Source organism: Bradyrhizobium sp. CCBAU 45394 (assembly GCF_028128655.1).
Classification (GTDB): domain Bacteria; phylum Pseudomonadota; class Alphaproteobacteria; order Rhizobiales; family Xanthobacteraceae; genus Bradyrhizobium; species Bradyrhizobium diazoefficiens.
This window is the reverse complement of record NZ_LBIX01000175.1, coordinates 297,995-315,580: the sequence shown is the minus strand read 5'-3', so window position 1 is coordinate 315,580 and position 17,586 is coordinate 297,995. Positions and strand designations below refer to the sequence as shown.

The window sequence follows — 17,586 nt, the reverse complement described above, 5'->3', positions numbered from 1 at the left end:
GCCGTCATTCCGGGGCGGCGCGAAGCGTCGAACCCGGAATCTCGATATTGTAGGACTCATCTCTGGATTCCGGGTTCGCGCTTCGCGCGCCCCGGAATGACGAAGGGAAAGAAATGCTATTCACCGCCGACCACGACGACATCCGCCGCTCCCTGCAAAAATTCATCGCGAACGAGATCAATCCGCACGTCGACAAATGGGAGAAGGCCGATATCTTCCCCGCGCACGCGCTGTTCAAGAAGATGGGCAGCCTCGGCTTCCTCGGATTGAACAAGCCGGTCGAATTCGGCGGCTCGGGGCTCGACTATTCCTATGCGCTGATGATGGCGGAGGAACTCGGGGCCATCACCTGCGGCGGCGTGCCGATGGCGATCGGGGTGCAGACCGACATGGCGACGCCGGCGCTGGCGCGGTTCGGCTCCGACGAGGTGCGGCGCGAATTCCTGGCGCCCTCGATTGCGGGTGATTTCGTCGCCTGCATCGGCGTCTCCGAGCCCGGCGCCGGCTCCGACGTCGCCTCGATCAAGACCGCTGCGCGCTCCGACGGCGACGACTATGTCATCAATGGCGGCAAGATGTGGATCACCAACGGCACCCAGGCCGACTGGATCTGCCTGCTCGCCAACACCGGCGACGGGCCCGTTCACCGCAACAAGTCGCTGATCTGCGTGCCCATGAAGGCCAAGGGCGTCACGGTCGCCCGCAAGCTCGACAAGATGGGCATGCGCTCGTCCGACACCGCGCAGATATTCTTCGACAATGTCCGCGTGCCCAAGCGCAACCGGATCGGCGAGGAGGGCAAGGGTTTTACCTACCAGATGATCCAGTTCCAGGAGGAGCGGCTGTGGGGCGCGGCCGCCTGCCTCAAGGCGCACGAATACATCATCAACGAGACCATCGAATACACCCGCAACCGCAAGGCTTTTGGCCAGAGCATCCTCGACAACCAGGTCGTGCACTTCAAGCTCGCGGAGATGCAGACCGAGGTCGAGCTGCTGCGCGCACTGATCTATCGCGCCGGTGAGGCGCTGGTGGCGGGTGAGGACGTGACCAGGCTCGCGACCATGGCCAAGTTGAAGGCCGGCCGGCTCGGCCGGGAGCTCACCGACGCCTGCTTGCAATATTGGGGCGGAATGGGCTTTACCAACGAGACGCCGGTCAGCCGTGCCTATCGCGACAGCCGTCTGACCTCGATCGGCGGCGGCGCCGACGAGGTCATGCTGATGGTCCTGTGCAAGATGATGGGCACGCTGCCCGGCAGTAAAGGGAATGCATCATGATCACGCTCTATCACTGCGATGCCGCACGCTCGTTCCGTCCGCTCTGGATGCTGGAGGAGATGGGGCTGCCGTACGAGTTGAAGATGCTGCCGTTCCCGCCGCGGGTGTTCGCCAAGGAGTATCTCGCGCTCAACCCGCTCGGCACGATTCCCTTCATGATCGACGGCGAGACGAAGATGACGGAGTCCTCGGGCATCTGCCACTACCTCGGCACCAGATACGCCCCGACGCCGCTGATGGTGGACGTCGAGGATCCCGCCTATGGCGCGTTCCTGAACTGGATGTATTTCAGCGATGCCACGTTAACCTTCCCGCAGACGCTGGTGCTCCGCTACACCCAGCTCGAGCCGGAGGAGCGCCGCAATCCGCAGGTCGCCGGCGACTATGCCAAATGGTTCCTGGGCCGGCTGCGCGCCGTTGAGGCAGCGACCGCGAATGCCGAAACCTTGTGCGCCGGCCGCTTCACCGCCGCCGACATCGTGATCGGCTACGCGCTCCGCCTCGCCGACAACATCGGGCTCGCCAAGGATTTCGGGCCAAACGTCGCAGCCTATTGGGCGCGATTGCAGCAGCGCGAGGGCTTCAAGCGCGCCGTTGCTGCGGAGCAGAAGGCTGGTGTCGAGCAGAATGTCGCGCCGCGGGTAAGGGCGTAAGGGACGCTGTCATTCCGGGCCGATGCGAAGCATAGAATCTCGAGGTTCCGGGTTCGGTCCAACGGACCGCCCCGGAACGACTGCGCATGTTTCCCTGACAGCGCTATCCCTTCGTGACAGCGCTCAAATTTGCGCTAAGGTGATCTTCGTCCGCAGCGGCCAGAGAGCCGCGCGAGGAGGACCCCAATGGAAGATAACGGTCGCGAATCCGACCATCTGATGCTGATCACGCCGGAACGGGTGTTTTATGCCGGCCTGCTCGGCCGCCCACGCAAGCGGACCCCCGGCTGCTGCCATGTCTATGTGGCGGTCAAGGGCAACCTGCACCTGACGATCGACGATGTCCTCGCCACCGCCGAGCTGTTCGTCACCCTGCCGAACCAGCGGCATTCCATTGCCGGCGACTACCGCACTGCAATCAGCGTGACGCTCGAGCCCGAAAGCATGCCGGATGGCGTGATCGAGGCTTTGGCCGAGCGGCTGACCGGACCGGACCGGGCCGTCTATGCCCGCAAGATCCTCGCCGCCTACGCGCTGCTGCGCCAGCGCCGCTACGGCGACATCACCACCGCCGAATTCGACGAGATGTGCTTCGGCGAGGCGCTGCCGCGCCGCGTGCTCGACCCGCGGGTGATGCGCGCGGTCGCGCGCATCGGGCGCTTCTCCGGCGAGCCGGTGACGGCGGATACTTGCGCGGCAGAAGCAGGTCTTTCCGCCTCGCGCTTCCTGCATCTGTTCAAGGAGGAGACCGGCATCTCGTTCCGCTCCTTCCGCGCCTGGAAGCGCGCGCGGCACTTGCTGCATTTCGCCAACCAGGACCTCAACCTCGCCCATCTCGCGCAGGACATCGGTTATCCCGATAGCACGCATTTCAGCCACTCGATCCGCCGCTTCTACGGCTTGAAGCCGCGCGCGATCTTCGTCGGCTCGCGCGATCTTGCGATCTATCGCAGCACCGAGACGGTGAGGCTCGCGGAAGCGAGCTAGGCTCGCTCTCGTAGGGTGGGCAAAGCGAAAGCGTGCCCACCATTTTCACCGAATACCAAGACGTGGTGGGCACGGCGCAAGAGCGCCTTTGCCCACCCTACGCACCTACAACTCGCTATTTTCCAGCTTCTCCGCGCAAGAAGCCGCATGCCGCGCGTCACATGATCGCAAGCGTTGAATTCTCAACGTGCGAGACATCCAAGTCATGAGCGTCAAGGCATGAGCGACAAGGCCGTCATCACCTGCGCGCTGAATGGCGTGCTCACCGACCCCAAGCAGCACAACGTGCCGGTGACGCCGGAGCAGATGGCGCGCGAGGCCAGGGCTGCGTTCGATGCCGGCGCCAGCATCATGCACATCCATCTGCGTCAGCAGGCGCCGAACAAGGGGCACCTGCCGTCCTGGGAGGTCGGCGTCAGCAAGGAGATCCAGCAGGCGATCCGCGAAGCCTGCCCGGGCGTGATCATCAACCACACCTCGGGCGTGTCGGGGCCGAACTATAGCGGCGCGCTCGACTGCATCCGTGAGACGAAACCGGAGATCGCCGCCTGCAACGCCGGCTCGCTGAACTATTTGAAAGTGAAGGCCGACAACACCTGGGCCTGGCCGCCGATGATGTTCGACAACGCCGTCGAGAAGGTGAAGGACTATCTCGACGTCATGAACGCGGTCGGCACCATCCCCGAGTTCGAATGCTTCGATGTCGGCATCGTCCGCTGCGTCGGCATGTACACCCAGGTCGGCATGTACAAGGGCCCGCTCGAATATAACTTCGTGATGGGCGTCGCCTCCGGCATGCCGTCGGATCCCGACCTGTTGCCGATCCTGATCAAGCTGAAGCGTCCGGAGGCGCATTGGCAGGTCACGGCGATCGGCCGCGAGGAGATCTGGCCGCTGCACCAGCGCTGCGCCGAGCTCGGCGGTCACCTGCGCACCGGCCTCGAAGACACCTTCTATCTCGCCGACGGCACGAAGGTGACGTCGAACGGCCAGCTCATCGAAGCCGTCGCCGCCTGTGCCCGCCGCGCCGGCCGCGAGATCGCAAGCCCCGCCGAGGCGCGGAAGATCTTTGGGACGAATCGGTAAGCCACACTCCGTCATTCCGGGATGGCCCGAAGGGCCAGGCCCGGAATCCATAACCACGATCGGGAATATGGATTCCGGGCTCGCGCTACGCGCGCCCCGGAATGACGGGAAGGAGCATTAATGTCCATTCTCGAAAACACCATTTCCCCCGGCAGCGCGGCCTACCACGCCAACCGCGACGGCATGCTGGGTTTGATCGACCGCATGCGCGCGCTGGAAGAGCGCACGCGTGCCGCATCGGCCGCGGCAAAGGACCGCTTTCACAAGCGCGGCCAGCTGCTGCCGCGCGAGCGCGTCGCGCTGGTGCTCGATCCTGGCGCGCCCTTCATCGAGCTGTCGACGCTCGCCGGCTACATGTTCGACGTGCCCGATCCGAACAAGAGCGTGCCGGGCGGCGGCGTCATCGCCGGCATCGGCTTCGTCTCGGGCATCCGCTGCATGGTCAGCGCCAGCGATTCCGGCATCGACGCCGGCGCGCTGCAGCCGTTCGGCCTCGACAAGACGCTGCGGGTGCAGGAGCTCGCGCTGGAGAACAAGCTACCCTACGTGCAGCTGGTCGAAAGCGCCGGCGCCAATCTCTTGCGCTACCGCGTCGAGGATTTTGTTCGCGGCGGCAATATCTTTCGCAACCTGGCGCGGCTCTCGGCGGCGGGTCTCCCGGTCGTCACGGTGACGCACGGCTCGTCCACCGCGGGCGGCGCTTATCAAACGGGCCTGTCCGACTACATCGTCATGGTGCGCGGCCGCACCCGTGCCTTCCTCGCAGGTCCGCCACTGCTGAAAGCCGCAACCGGCGAGATCGCGACCGAGGAAGAGCTTGGCGGCGCCGAGATGCACACCCAGGTCTCCGGCCTCGGCGACTATCTCGCCGAGGACGATCGCGACGCGCTGCGCATCGCACGCGAGATCATGGCGGCGCTGGAATGGGAGCGGCCGGACGGAGCTGCTCCGCAATTCAAGCCGCCGCGCTACGACCAGGACGAGCTGCTCGGTATCATGCCGATGGACCACAAGCGCCCCGTGGACATGAAGCAAGTGATTGCCCGCATCATCGATGATTCCGACTTCACCGAGATGGCGCCGAATTACGGCCCGGCCACCGTCTGCGGCCATGCCCGCATCGAGGGCCAGGCCATCGGCATCATCACCAACAACGGCCCGCTCGATCCTGCCGGCGCCAACAAGGCAACGCATTTCATCCAGGCTTGCTGTCAGACCCGCACGCCGCTGCTCTATCTCAACAACACCACCGGCTACATGGTCGGCAAGGCCTATGAGGAAGCCGGCATGATCAAGCACGGCTCCAAGATGATCCAGGCGGTGACGTCGGCGACGGTGCCGCAGATCACCATCTATTGCGGCGCCTCGTTCGGCGCCGGCAATTACGGCATGTGCGGGCGCGGCTTCCATCCGCGCTTCTGCTTCTCCTGGCCGAACGCCAAGACGGCGGTGATGGGCGGCGAGCAGGCCGCCGAGACCATGGCCATCGTGACGGAAGCCGCCGCCGCGCGGCGCGGCAAGCCGATCGAGAAGGACAAGCTCGATGCGATGAAGGCGCAGATCGTCGGCGTGTTCGATGGTCAGATGGACGTGTTCTCGACCAGCGCGCGCGTGCTCGACGACGGCGTGATCGATCCGCGCGACACCCGGGCGGTCCTCTCCGAAGTGCTCGCGATCTGCCGCGAAGGCGACGCACGCAGGCCCCAGCGCATGCAGTTTTCGGTGGCCCGGCCATGAGGAACGGATCAGTGCAGCACCGGCCGTTCTTCAAGGTCCTGATCGCCAACCGCGGCGAGATCGCGTTGCGGGTGATGCGCAGCGCGCGCAAGCTTGGCCTCGGCGTCGTCGCGGTCTATTCCGACGCGGATCGCGATGCGCTCCATGTGCGGCAGGCCGATCAGGCCGTGCGCATCGGCGAGGCGCTGCCGGCGCAATCCTATCTCAACATCCCCGCGATCATTGCCGCGGCGAAAGCCAGCGGCGCGGATGCCGTCCATCCCGGCTACGGTTTCCTCGCCGAGAACGAGGACTTTGCGCAGGCCTGCAAGGACGCCGGTCTCGTCTTCATCGGCCCATCGCCCCAGGCGATCGAGGCGATGGGCAACAAGGCCGGCGCCAAGGAGATCATGCGGAAGGCCGGTGTGCCCTGCGTGCCCGGCTATCAGGGCCTTGAGCAAGGCGACGAGGTCATGCTCGCGGAGGCCAGGAAGATCGGTTTTCCCGTGATGATCAAGGCGGTGGCCGGCGGTGGTGGCCGCGGCATGCGGCTCGTGACCGATGCTGCATCCTTCCCCGACGCGCTGCGCAGCGCGCGGTCGGAGGCGAAAGCCGCGTTCGGCGATGCCACGGTCATCCTCGAACGCGCGATCCAGAATCCACGCCATATCGAAATCCAGGTGTTCGGCGACAGCCACGGCAACGCCATTCATCTCGGCGAGCGTGACTGCTCCGTGCAGCGGCGGCACCAGAAGCTGGTCGAGGAAGCGCCGTCGCCGGCCGTCACGCCGGAGCTGCGTGCGAGAATGGGCGAGGTCGCCGTCGCCGCGGTGAAGGCATTGCGTTACGAGGGCGCCGGCACGCTGGAATTCCTGCTCGATGCGAGCGGGGAGTTCTACTTCATGGAGATGAACACCCGTCTCCAGGTCGAGCATCCCGTGACCGAGGCGATCACGGGGCTCGATCTCGTCGAGCTGCAGCTGCACGTCGCGCGCGGCGAGCAATTGCCGGTAAAGCAGCAGGACATCCGCTTCGCAGGTCACGCCATCGAGGTGCGGCTCTGCTCGGAAGATGCCGCGCAGGACTTCATGCCGCAATCCGGCCGCATGGCGCGCTGGCAGGTGCCGGATGGCATCCGCGTCGAGCACGCGCTGCAATCGGGCTCGGAGATCCCGCCGTTCTACGATTCCATGATCGCCAAGGTGATTAGCCACGGCGCGACACGCGAGGAGGCGAGGGGGCGGCTGATCGTCGGCCTGGAGCAGCTCACCGCCTTCGGCGTGACCACCAATCAGGCCTTCCTGATGTCCTGCCTGCGTCATCCCGGCTTTGCCAGGGGCGAGGCGACGACGGCGTTCATCGGCGCGCATCGCGACGAGCTGCTGGCTCCCCCGGCGGACGCGGCGTTCGGCACGGCGCTGGCAGGCCTGCTGCTCTACGTCACAAATCCGCGCGCGCCGTCGTGGCGGGGCGGCCGGAGCCTGTCGGCAACGTTTCCGCTTCCTGCGAAAATCGAGATCGCCGGCCAGGCGCGCGAACTCGAAGTTACGCGAGAGCGGGATGGTGGGTACACCGTCGCCACCGACGGCCGGCAGGACAAGTTCGAAATTGATCAGCTCGATCCTGACGCGATCCGCTTCCGTCACGACGGCATGATGGACAGCGCCAAATTCCTGCGCGATGGCGATCGGCTCTATCTCCAGCATCGCGGCTTTCCGCTCGCGGTGACCGACTTCACTCTCGCTGCGCCAAAGGCGGCGGCAACCAACGGCGGCGACGGAAAAGTCCGCGCCGCCATGAACGGCCGTGTCGTCGCCGTCCTGGTCAAGCCGGGCGACCGCGTCGCCGCCGGCCAGCCGGTGCTGACGCTGGAAGCGATGAAAATGGAGCACGTCCACAAGGCCGGCATCGACGGCGTGGTCGCCGCGATCGACGTCACCGAGGGTGAGCAGGTCACGACGGGCAGGATCGTGGCGGAGATCGGGGCGGGCTAGCGCGGCAAACTCGTCGTTGCGAGCGCAGCGAAGCGATCCAGAATCTTTCCGCGGCGGCAGTCTGGATTGCTTCGCTGCGCTCGCAATGACGACGGAGATGCTGCCCCGAACTCAACTCGCTGCGGGTTGCTGGCCTCCATCTCGTATGGAATCATAAATAATTTCAAGGAGATGTTAGAAACTTGCATCGATCGCGCGATTCAGATTGAACAATGTTCATTAGTGGATTACCAATACTGAACATTGTTCAAATACGGAGCTCCCATGTTGTGCGCACATGACCACGCTCAAAAGCCCAATGTCACGTTCCCCTCAACGCCCCGTCGGTTCGCCGCACCTACAGTTCGCGAAAAATACCTGATCGGCGCGCTCTTCGTTCTGGCCCTGGCGGCGCTGCTGGCGCCGACTCTGCCCCCCGGCGCGTGGCACATCCCGCATTTCGTCGACGCCCGCTCCTGGCTCGGCGTGCCCAACGCCGGCGACGTACTGAGCAATCTCGCCTTCCTCGCGATGGGCGTCTGGGGCTCGGAGCGGCTGCGCGCCCGCCATGATGCCCCCGTGGGAGCAAGCTGGTTTTTTGTGGGACTGATCCTCACTTGCTTAGGCTCGGGCTTCTATCATCTGGACCCCGACATGCCGCAACGGCTCGTGGCTGATCGTCTCGGCATGGCGGTGGCGTTCGCAGGATTCCTGGGCATCGCGGCCAGCGAGCGCATCAGCGTGCGCGCAGGCGAGGCGGTGCTGGTGCTGATGATGGTTGCGGGCCTGCTCGCGGCCTGGGTGGCACGCGAGAACCTCACGCCATGGGTGGTCGTGCAGTTCGGCGGCATGGCGTTGGCCGTGGGACTGGCGCTGACACGGCCCCTGCCTGGTGCGCTTGGCGTGCCGCTCGGCGGCGTGATTTTCTTTTATGTGCTGGCCAAGCTTTTCGAGCTCGGCGACGAGGCCGTTTTCGAAGCGACAGGGCACATCGTCTCGGGCCACACACTCAAGCATCTGGCTGCTGCGCTGGCGGCGTGGCCGGTGATCCGGGCGTTGGCGCCTGTTGCTATTGGCTCCGCCCAGTCCCGTCATTGAGCAAACACGCCACCTGGTGCCCGTCGCCCGCATCTAATAGCGCCGGCCGCTCCGTCCTGCACCGGTCCATCGCGAACCGGCAGCGCGTGTGAAACGCGCAGCCGGATGGCGGATTGACCGGGCTCGGCACGTCGCCGTCGACCAGCGGCGCGAGCTTCTTCGCGAGCGGGTTGGCGATCGGCACCGAGGCGAGCAGGGCCTGCGTGTAGGGATGGCGGGGGTTCCTGAACAGCTCGTCCTTGGCGGCGATCTCGACGATGCGGCCGAGATACATCACCGCGACGCGGTGGCTGATATGGGCGACCACGGCGAGGTCGTGCGCGATGAAGAGATAGGAGAAGCCGTGCTGGCGTTGCAGGTCGATCAGCAGATTGATCACCTGCGCCTGGATCGAGACGTCGAGCGCGGAGACCGGCTCGTCGCAGACGATCAGGCGCGGCCCCAGCGCGAGCGCCCGTGCGATGCAGATGCGCTGGCGCTGGCCGCCGGAGAATTGATGCGGAAAGTTGCGCATCTGGTCGGGCCGCAGGCCGACCTGCTCGAACAGCCTTGCAGTCCGCGCTTCCAGCTCCTTGCCGCTCGCGAGCCCGTGCACGGCCAGCGGCTCTCCGACAATGTCGCCCGCGGTCATGCGCGGATTGAGCGAAGCAAAGGGGTCCTGGAACACGATCTGCATCGAGCGACGGTGCGGGCGCAGCGCCGCCTTGGAAAGATGCGTGATGTCCTCGCCCTCGAGACGGATCTGGCCCGAGGTCGGTTCGACCAGCCGCAGCACGCTGCGCGCCACCGTCGACTTGCCGCAGCCGGACTCGCCGACCAGCCCCAATGTTTCGCCGACACCAACCGTGAACGAGACGCCGTCCACCGCGTGCACGGTGCCGACCTGCCGGCGCAACACGCCGGCGCGCACCGGGTAGTGCTTCCTAAGGTCGGTGACCTCGAGCAGCGCTTCGGTCATGCGACCTCCGCGACGTCAGCCGCGCGCCAGCAGGCGGCGAGATGGCCGCCGCCCCAATCCTGCAATGGCGGGTACTCCTCGCAGCGCTTGATCGCGAGCTTGCAGCGCGGCGCAAAAGCGCAGCCTGACGGCAGCCGCACCAGCGACGGCACGGTGCCGGGAATTTCGTTGAGCCGCGCCTGCGTCGCGGCGCCGGACGCCGGCACCGACGGAATCGAGGCCATCAGCCCGCGCGTATAGGGGTGTCTGGGATCGGCGAACAACGCCTCGACGCTGGCTTCCTCGACCTTCCTGCCCGCATACATCACGATCACGCGCTGCGCGGTCTGCGCGACGACGCCGAGATCATGCGTGATGAGAACGAGCCCGGTGCCGAGCTCCTTCTGGAGGTCGAGGATCAGCGCCAGGATCTGCGCCTGGATGGTGACATCCAGCGCAGTGGTCGGCTCGTCCGCGATCAGCAGCGCCGGCCGGCAGGCCAGCGCCATCGCGATCATCGCGCGCTGACGCATGCCGCCCGACAACTGGTGCGGATATTCCTGCGCGCGCCGTGCCGGCTCTGGAATCCGTACCAGCCGCAGCATCTCGACTGCGATGTTCCGGGCTTCTTTGGCCGACGTCACCCGGTGCAGCCGCACGGCCTCGACGATCTGGTCGCCGATCCGCATGACGGGATTGAGCGACGTCATCGGCTCCTGGAAGATCATGGAGATGCGGTTGCCCCTGACGGCGCGCATCTCCGCTTCGTCCAGCGTCAACAAATCGGTGCCTTCGAGCGAGACCGACCCGCCGACGATGCGGCCGGGCGGATCGGGCACCAGCCGCATCAGCGACAGCGCGGTGACGCTCTTGCCGCAGCCGGACTCGCCGACGATCGCCAGCGTCTCGCCGCGCCTGACGGTGAAGGAAACATCATCGACGGCCTTGAAGAGACCGGAGTTCGTGAAGAACACCGTCTTCAGGTTCTTCACTTCGAGCACGAGATCGGATTTATCAGCCATCAGCCGCGCTGCCGGGGATCGAGGATGTCGCGCAGGGCGTCGCCGAACAGATTGGCGCCGAACACGGCGAGGCTGATCGCGATCCCCGGGAAGATCACCAGCCACGGCGCGGTGCGGGCATATTCGGCAGCGGATTCCGACAGCATGCGGCCCCAGGACGGATAAGGCTCGGGAATGCCGAGGCCGAGGAAGGAGAGCGAGGCTTCGGTCAGGATCGTCGAGCCGAGCTGGGCGGTCGCCAGCACGATCAGCGGCGCCAGCGTGTTCGGCAGCACGTGGCGGAGCGCGATGCGCACCTCGCTCATGCCGATCGACTTGGCAGCTTCGATAAAGGGCAGCTCGCGCAGCGCCAGCGTGTTGGCGCGGACGACACGCGACACGGTCGGGATCAGCGGAATGGCAATGGCGATGATGACGTTCGGCAAGGACGGACCGAGTGCGGCGGTCATGATCAACGCCAGGACCAGCAATGGAAGCGCCTGGAGGACGTCGGAGACACGCTGGAACACCAGATCGACCCAGCCGGAGAGATAACCGGACGTCAGCCCGACGATCACGCCGATCGTGCCGCCGAGCGCGGTCGAGCCGATGCCGACGGCAAGCGAGATCCGCGAGCCATGAATGATGCGGCTGAAGACGTCGCGGCCGAAGGAATCCGTCCCCATCCAGTGCGCCAGGCTCGGGCGGGCCAGCGCACGGGCGGCGTCGATCGTCAGGGGGTCATAGCGTGCAATGAAATCGGCAAAGATTGCGGTCAGCACGAACGCCGTCATGATGACGAGCCCCGCAGCGCCGAGCACATGCCGCTGCGCCAGAAACAGCACGCGCCGCCAGCCCCCGGTCGCATGCATGCCGGCGCGCCTGAGTTCGAGATCATAGTCGATCGTGGCCAATCGGCTCTCCTAGTCCGTGTACCGGATACGCGGGTCGAACACCGCATACAGCATGTCGACGATGAAATTCGCGCTGACCACCACCACGGCGATCAGCATCACGAGGTTCTGCACGATCGGATAATCGCGCCAGCGGATCGCCTCGACCAGGAAGCGTGCGACGCCGGGGATGTTGAACACGGTCTCGGTGACGATCAGGCCGCCGATCAGGAACGCGGCCTCGATCCCGATCACGGTGATAACGGGCAGGATCGCGTTCTTCAGCGCATGCTGGTAGTTCACCGCGGCGTCGGACGCGCCCTTGGCGCGCGCGGTGCGGATGTAATCCTGCCGCAGCACCTCCAGCATCGAGGAGCGGGTGATGCGCATGGTCAGCGCCGAACTGCGGAATCCGACCACCATCGCCGGGATGCAATAGGTTGCAACCGCCTCCCCAAAACTCTGGGGGTTCGGATTGAAGAGCGGCATCTGGCCGAACATCGCCACCGATGCCGTGAGGACCAGCAGCCCCAGCCAGAATGACGGCAGCGACAGGCCGGAAAGACTGACGACACGCAGCGCGTAGTCGAGCCGCGTTCCCTGCTTCACCGCGCTGATGACGCCCAAGGGAATCCCGATCGACGCCGAGAACAGCAGTGCCAGGCCGGCGAGCCGCGCCGTGATCGGGATCCGCGGCAGGATCTCCTGAAGCGCCGGTTTCTCCGAGACATAGGAGTAGCCGAAATCGCCGCGCAGGAAGCCGCTGATCCAGTGCCAATATTGCACCACCAGCGGCTGGTCGATGCCGAGCTCCTTCTCCAGATTGGCCTTGTCGGCGGGATCGACATAGCCGGCCGCGGCGAACAGGATGTCGACGATGTTGCCGGGCACGATGCGCAGCAGGAAGAAGATGACGACCGAGATCCCGAACAGGGTCACGAGCATCAGGAACAGGCGCCGTACCAGATAGGCAAACATCCCGCGCCCTCCCGTCGAACCGTTAGCGCGCTACTTGTCCATCCAAACGTCTTCGTACCGGTATCCATTATAGGAGCTGTTCGACATCACCGTCACGCCCTTGACATAGGGCTGCCAGCAACTGCCGGTGCGCGCGTGGAAGATGATCGGGCGCGCGACGTCCTCCTGCAACTTCTTGTCGATGTCCCACACCAGCTTCTTGCGTTTGGCGATATCGGTCTCCTGCGACTGCACGTCGAACAGCTTCTCGATCTCCTTGTTGCAGTAGTTGGTGTAATTGCGTTCGGAACCGCAGGAATAATTCTCGTAGAACGACTGGTCGGGATCGTCGACCGCGTTGCCGGTCAGGTTGAGCCCGAGCATGTAGTCCTTGCGCGCGATCTTCGGAAACCAGTTCGCGGTCTCGACCACGTCGAGCTCGCCGTCGATATAGATGCTCTTGAGCTGGTCGATCAGGATCACCGCGGGATCGCGGTAGACCGGAATGTTGCGGGTGGAGATCTTGACGGCGAGGTGCTTGTCCGGGCCGTAGCCGGCCTTCTGCATCAGCTTCTTGGCTTCCTCGCGGTTGGCGTTCACATCGGGGCCATAGCCCGGAATGGTCTCGAGCATCTCCTTCGGCATGCCCCACAGCCCGTTCGGCTGCGGCAGCATGGTGCCGCCGACATCGCCCTGGCCCTCGAACATGATCGAGATGAAGGCCTTGCGGTCGAGCGCCAGCGCCATGGCGCGGCGGATGTCGATGTTGTCGAACGGCGGCGAGGAGGAGTTGACGATGATGTTGGTCGCGACATTGTTGGGTTCGACCACGCAGACCGCGTTCGGCGCCTGGGATTTCACGTCCTTGAGCAGCGGAATGCTCACCTCCGTCGGGAAGGTCATGTCGAACTTGCCGGCGACGAAGGCGAGGATGGCGGTCGAGCGGTTCGGAATGATGGTGAGCTCGATGCCGTCGAGATAGGGCCGGCCCTCGCGCCAATAGTCGGGATTGCGGGTCAGCTTGATCGATTCATTGGCCTTGAACTCGACGAACTTGAACGGGCCGGTGCCGATCGGGTGCGTACGCATGTCGCCGGGCGAGACATGGCAGGGATAGACCGGCGTATAGCCCGAGGCGAGCAGCGCCAGCAGCGAAGGCTGCGGCCGCTTCAGGTTGAAGGAGACCTCGAGATCGCCGTTGGTCGAGATGTCGTTGACCTGGTCGTACCAGGTCTTGCGCGGGTTCTGCCGGAACTTCTGCTGCGATTTGCCCATCAGCATGTCGAAGGTGCATTTGACGTCCGCAGAGGTGAACGGCTTGCCGTCGTGCCATTTGACGCCCGGGCGCAGCTTGAAGGTCAGTGTCTTGTTGTCGTTCACCCATGCCCAGCTCTCCGCGAGCTCGGGGACGATGGTGTCCATGCTGTTCTGCGCCACGTCCTGCTTGTAGATGACGAGGTTGTTGAACACAGGCATGAAGGGAACGTTGAGCGAGTAGGTCGCGCCTTCATGGATCGAGGCATTGCCGGGGCTGTCGCGGTGATACATCCGCAGGATTCCGCCCTGCTTGGGCCCGCCGGCCAATGCGATGGTCGAAAACGCCAGCAAAGATAGCGCCGCCGTCGCGGCAAGCGCCCGCACGCTCCGCATCCTCGTCCTCCCTGGACAACAGCCTTTTGCGGCCTGTTGAAGCGACGATAGCGACGCGCGCGCAGCGAGGCAACCGGCAAGGGTGGCGGCGCTCTCGACAATTCGGATGACGGAAGGCCGCAGGTCTCACTCTTTCACAATGAAAGAGTTCCCCCGGCGTCGTCCTGGCGAAAGCCAGGACCCATTACCCCAGGGAGGTGTTTGGCGAAGATCGTCGTCCGGTATTGCGACCTACAACAATCGCGAGATCACGCGGTATGGGTCCTGGCCTTCGCCAGGACGACACTGAATGTGTGGCGCAGGATTGCCCAAAACCGCTCACACAATCCGCGACGACTTGTTCCCCCAGTACCGGTCGCGCAGCAGCCGCTTGTACAGCTTCCCCGTCGGCAGCCGCGGCAATTCCTTCTCGAAATCGACCGAGCGCGGCACCTTCTGCCGCGACAGCGATTGGCCGCAGAAGGCGATCAGCTCCTCGGCAAGCGCCTCGCCCGGCACCACGCCCGGCATCGGCTGCACCACCGCCTTCACCTCTTCGCCGAGATCGGGATTGGGCACGCCGAACACGGCGGCGTCCGCAACCTTCGGGTGGGTGATCAGCAGATTTTCGCATTCCTGCGGATAGATGTTCACGCCGCCGGAGATGATCATGAAGGTCGCGCGGTCGGTGAGGTAGAGGAAGCGATCGGCATCGACATAGCCGACGTCGCCGACCGTGCTCATGCTGCCGTCGGCCGAGCGCGCCTCTTTCGTCTTCTCCGGATCGTTGAAATATTCGAACGGCGAGGCGGTCTTGAACCACACCTGGCCCGGCGTGCCGGTCGGGCATTCCCGCATGTTCTCATCGAGAATGTGGAGGTCGCCCAGCAGCACCTTGCCGACGGTGCCGCGATGGCTAAGCCACTCCTCGCTGTTGCAGGCGGTGAAGCCGAGGCCCTCGGTGGCGCCGTAATATTCGTGGATGATCGGCCCCCACCATTTGATGATGTCGTCCTTGACCAGGGCCGGGCAGGGCGCCGCGGCATGGATCGCGATCTCGAGCGAAGACAGGTCGTAGCGCTTTCGCACCTCTTCCGGCAGCTTCAGCATGCGCGAGAACATCGTCGGCACCAGCTGGGTGTGCGTGATACCCCATCGCTCGACGAGCTGGAGGTAACGCTCGGGATCGAAGCTCTCCATGATGATCACGGTGCCGCCCATGCGGATCGTGAGGTTCACGGCGGCTTGCGGCGCGGAGTGATAGAGCGGCGCCGGCGACAGATAGACCATGCCCTCGCGGTAGTGCCAGAGCTTCGTCAGGAAATCGAACAGCGGCAGATTGTGTTTCGGCGGCTCCTCCGGCAGCGGCCGCAGGATGCCCTTCGGCCGCCCTGTCGTGCCGGATGAATAGAGCATCGCGGTGCCGAGCCACTCATCCGCAATCGGGGTCTTCGGCAGACCGGCGGTCACTTCGGCAAGTCCGACGATGCGGTCACTCTCGCCGGGACCGTCGGCGACGACACAGAGCCTGATGTCGGGGCAGGCCTGGATCGCCTCGCGCGCGATGTCGAGCTTCGCCACGGAGGTGATCAGGATTTTGGACTGGCTGTTGACCAGGAGATAGGCGAGCTCGCCGGGCGTGAGGAAGGAGTTGATGCAGGTGTAGTACAGCCCGGACCGCTCACCGGCGCCGCAGGCCTCGAGATAGCGCGAATTGTTCTCCATGAAGATCGAATAGTGATCGAGCCGCTTCAAACCGTGCTTGCGGAACAGGTGCGCCAGGCGGTTGCTGCGCGCCTCGAGCTCACGATAGGTGACGGTCTCGCCGGTCGCCGCCATGATGAAGGCGGGCTGGAGCGGGCGCAGGCGGGCATGGAGACCAGTGTACATCGATCCTCCGGCTTGAGATTATGCGGCGAGAAGCAGGATTTCGCGCAACTGCGCGGGGCCGTCGATCCTGCGCGGGTTGCGCGGCACCCAGGGCGTGCGCATCGCCTGCTCGGCGATGGCGTCGAAATGCTCGGGCGACACGTGCACCTCCGCGAGGCTGCGCGGCATGCCGAGCGAGCGGATGAAGGCGTCCAGCACGTCGGCGGCGTTGTTGTGGCCGGGAAAGCCCATGGCGGCGGCCACGATCATCTGGCGCTCGGCATTGTCGCGCGCATTCCAGCGCATTACCGCCGGCAGCATGATGCAGGAGGTGTAGCCATGCGGCACGTCGAAGGCCGCACCCAGCACGTAACCGATGCCATGGCTCGCGCCCATCGGCACGCCGGCCGCAAGCGCGCCCATCGACAGCCAGGTGCCGATCTGCGCATCCATTCGTGCGTCGAGGTCGGCAGGATCGGCCTTCACCCGCGGCAGCGCGTCGGCGAGCATGGCGAGGCCCTTGACCGATTGCGCGTCGGCATAAGGGTGCGTCTCGCGCGAGCAGATCGCCTCGACGCAATGGTCCACGGCGCGGATGCCGGTGGACAGGAACAGCCATTCCGGCGTGTGCACGGTGATGGCGGGATCGAGGATGGTCGCGCGCGGCACCGTGAGCGGATGCCGCAGCATCTGTTTCACATGCGTGCTGCGGTCGGTCACGCCCGCGATCGCGCTGAACTCGCCGCCGGCAATGGTCGTCGGCACGCTGATCTGTCGTACGGTCGGCGCGTTCATCTCCGGCGCGACGCCCTTGTGCACGCGGATGCGCTCGATGCCGTCGACATCGTCGATGCCGTTGGCAAGGCAGAGCTGCACCGCCTTGGCGCCGTCGGTGATCGAGCCGCCGCCGACCGTGACGATCAGGTCGGCGCCCACCTCGCGGGCCGCATTGGCGGCGGCGATCACCGCCTCGCGCGGCGTGTGCGCCGGCATGGCGTCGAACACGCCCGCACAGCGTGCGCCGAGCGCCTGTCTGATCTTCTCGATTTCGTCGGTCTGCCGGTTCAGCGTGCCGGAGACCATCAGGAAGGCACGGCGCGTCCCCAGCCGGTCCATCTGCGCGACGATGGCGCCTGCCGCAGGATGGCCGAAGACGACCTCCTCGATCGCGCCGTAAACGACACGTCCCTGGTGCACGTCTGTCCTCCCGGACAATTCGTCTTGTTCTTGTAGAGGTAATCTAGCCGAGCCTGCCCCGCCCGTCATGCGCGAAGACGCTGGCTACTCTTCTCCCTCTCCCCGCCTGCGGGGAGAGGGTTGGGGTGAGGGGGGCTCTCCGCAAGGGAGGTGACAGTTGGACTCGCGGAGACTCCCCCTCACCCGGATCGCAACTTGCGATGCGATTCGGCCTCTCCCCGCAAGCTGGGAGAGGCGAAGGAGCGCCATCTCCCTCCCTGTCAACCCATCATCAGGCTAGGTCCTCTCGCCGAGCGTTGCGCGAGCCATC

At 65.2% G+C, this 17,586-nt stretch carries 14 protein-coding genes; 7 read left to right on the top strand and 7 right to left on the bottom strand.

The window, feature by feature from the left end; all coding sequences use genetic code 11:
• Positions 1-113 precede the first annotated feature (113 nt).
• The 7 genes from WN73_RS36750 to WN73_RS36720 all read left to right on the top strand — a co-directional run bounded on the left by WN73_RS36750 (position 114) and on the right by WN73_RS36720 (position 8,793).
• Complete coding sequence (locus WN73_RS36750) at positions 114-1,280, top strand: acyl-CoA dehydrogenase family protein (RefSeq protein ID WP_038965217.1); 1,167 nt, start codon at positions 114-116, stop codon at positions 1,278-1,280.
• Positions 1,277-1,933 (top strand): glutathione S-transferase family protein, encoded by a 657-nt coding sequence (locus WN73_RS36745; RefSeq protein WP_011083803.1) that lies wholly within the window; start codon positions 1,277-1,279, stop codon positions 1,931-1,933. The genes WN73_RS36750 and WN73_RS36745 overlap by 4 nt, the downstream gene beginning before the upstream one ends.
• 186 nt (positions 1,934-2,119) lie before the next feature.
• Positions 2,120-2,920, top strand: a complete 801-nt coding sequence (locus WN73_RS36740) for a helix-turn-helix domain-containing protein (RefSeq protein WP_011083804.1) — start codon at positions 2,120-2,122, stop codon at positions 2,918-2,920.
• Positions 2,921-3,139: 219 nt separating this feature from the next.
• Complete coding sequence (locus tag WN73_RS36735; protein WP_011083805.1) at positions 3,140-4,006, top strand: 3-keto-5-aminohexanoate cleavage protein; 867 nt, start codon at positions 3,140-3,142, stop codon at positions 4,004-4,006.
• Between the two features lie 120 nt (positions 4,007-4,126).
• Positions 4,127-5,743: an acyl-CoA carboxylase subunit beta gene (locus WN73_RS36730; protein WP_028172657.1), complete on the top strand. Its 1,617-nt coding sequence runs from the start codon at positions 4,127-4,129 to the stop codon at positions 5,741-5,743.
• Positions 5,740-7,716, top strand: coding sequence for an acetyl/propionyl/methylcrotonyl-CoA carboxylase subunit alpha (locus tag WN73_RS36725; RefSeq protein WP_271557112.1), 1,977 nt, complete (start codon positions 5,740-5,742; stop codon positions 7,714-7,716). The genes WN73_RS36730 and WN73_RS36725 overlap by 4 nt, the downstream gene beginning before the upstream one ends.
• Before the next feature lie 243 nt (positions 7,717-7,959).
• The gene (locus WN73_RS36720; RefSeq protein ID WP_271557110.1) at positions 7,960-8,793 is read left to right on the top strand and encodes a hypothetical protein; all 834 of its coding nucleotides are present in this window, start codon (positions 7,960-7,962) and stop codon (positions 8,791-8,793) included.
• On the opposite strand, the gene WN73_RS36715 is transcribed toward WN73_RS36720, so the two are convergent.
• From WN73_RS36715 to WN73_RS36685, 7 genes are all read right to left on the bottom strand, one after another.
• The gene (locus WN73_RS36715) at positions 8,765-9,751 is read right to left on the bottom strand and encodes an ABC transporter ATP-binding protein (protein ID WP_161532955.1); all 987 of its coding nucleotides are present in this window, start codon (positions 9,749-9,751) and stop codon (positions 8,765-8,767) included. The two genes, WN73_RS36720 and WN73_RS36715, sit on opposite strands and share 29 nt — an antisense overlap.
• On the bottom strand, positions 9,748-10,752 hold the full coding sequence (locus tag WN73_RS36710) for an ABC transporter ATP-binding protein (RefSeq protein WP_271557107.1): 1,005 nt from the start codon (positions 10,750-10,752) through the stop codon (positions 9,748-9,750). Before WN73_RS36710 ends, WN73_RS36715 begins: the two co-directional genes overlap by 4 nt.
• Positions 10,752-11,645, bottom strand: a complete 894-nt coding sequence (locus tag WN73_RS36705; RefSeq protein ID WP_028172662.1) for an ABC transporter permease — start codon at positions 11,643-11,645, stop codon at positions 10,752-10,754. Before WN73_RS36705 ends, WN73_RS36710 begins: the two co-directional genes overlap by 1 nt.
• A 9-nt stretch (positions 11,646-11,654) precedes the next feature.
• Positions 11,655-12,602 carry an ABC transporter permease gene (locus WN73_RS36700; protein ID WP_011083812.1) on the bottom strand — a complete coding sequence of 316 codons (948 nt, stop codon included), beginning with the start codon at positions 12,600-12,602 and terminating at the stop codon, positions 11,655-11,657.
• A 30-nt stretch (positions 12,603-12,632) separates the two neighbouring features.
• Complete coding sequence (locus tag WN73_RS36695; RefSeq protein WP_028172663.1) at positions 12,633-14,231, bottom strand: ABC transporter substrate-binding protein; 1,599 nt, start codon at positions 14,229-14,231, stop codon at positions 12,633-12,635.
• A 318-nt stretch (positions 14,232-14,549) separates the two neighbouring features.
• Complete coding sequence (locus WN73_RS36690; protein ID WP_028172664.1) at positions 14,550-16,100, bottom strand: AMP-binding protein; 1,551 nt, start codon at positions 16,098-16,100, stop codon at positions 14,550-14,552.
• An 18-nt stretch (positions 16,101-16,118) separates the two neighbouring features.
• Positions 16,119-17,276, bottom strand: coding sequence for an iron-containing alcohol dehydrogenase (locus WN73_RS36685; protein ID WP_028172665.1), 1,158 nt, complete (start codon positions 17,274-17,276; stop codon positions 16,119-16,121).
• Between the last annotated feature and the right edge of the window lie 310 nt (positions 17,277-17,586).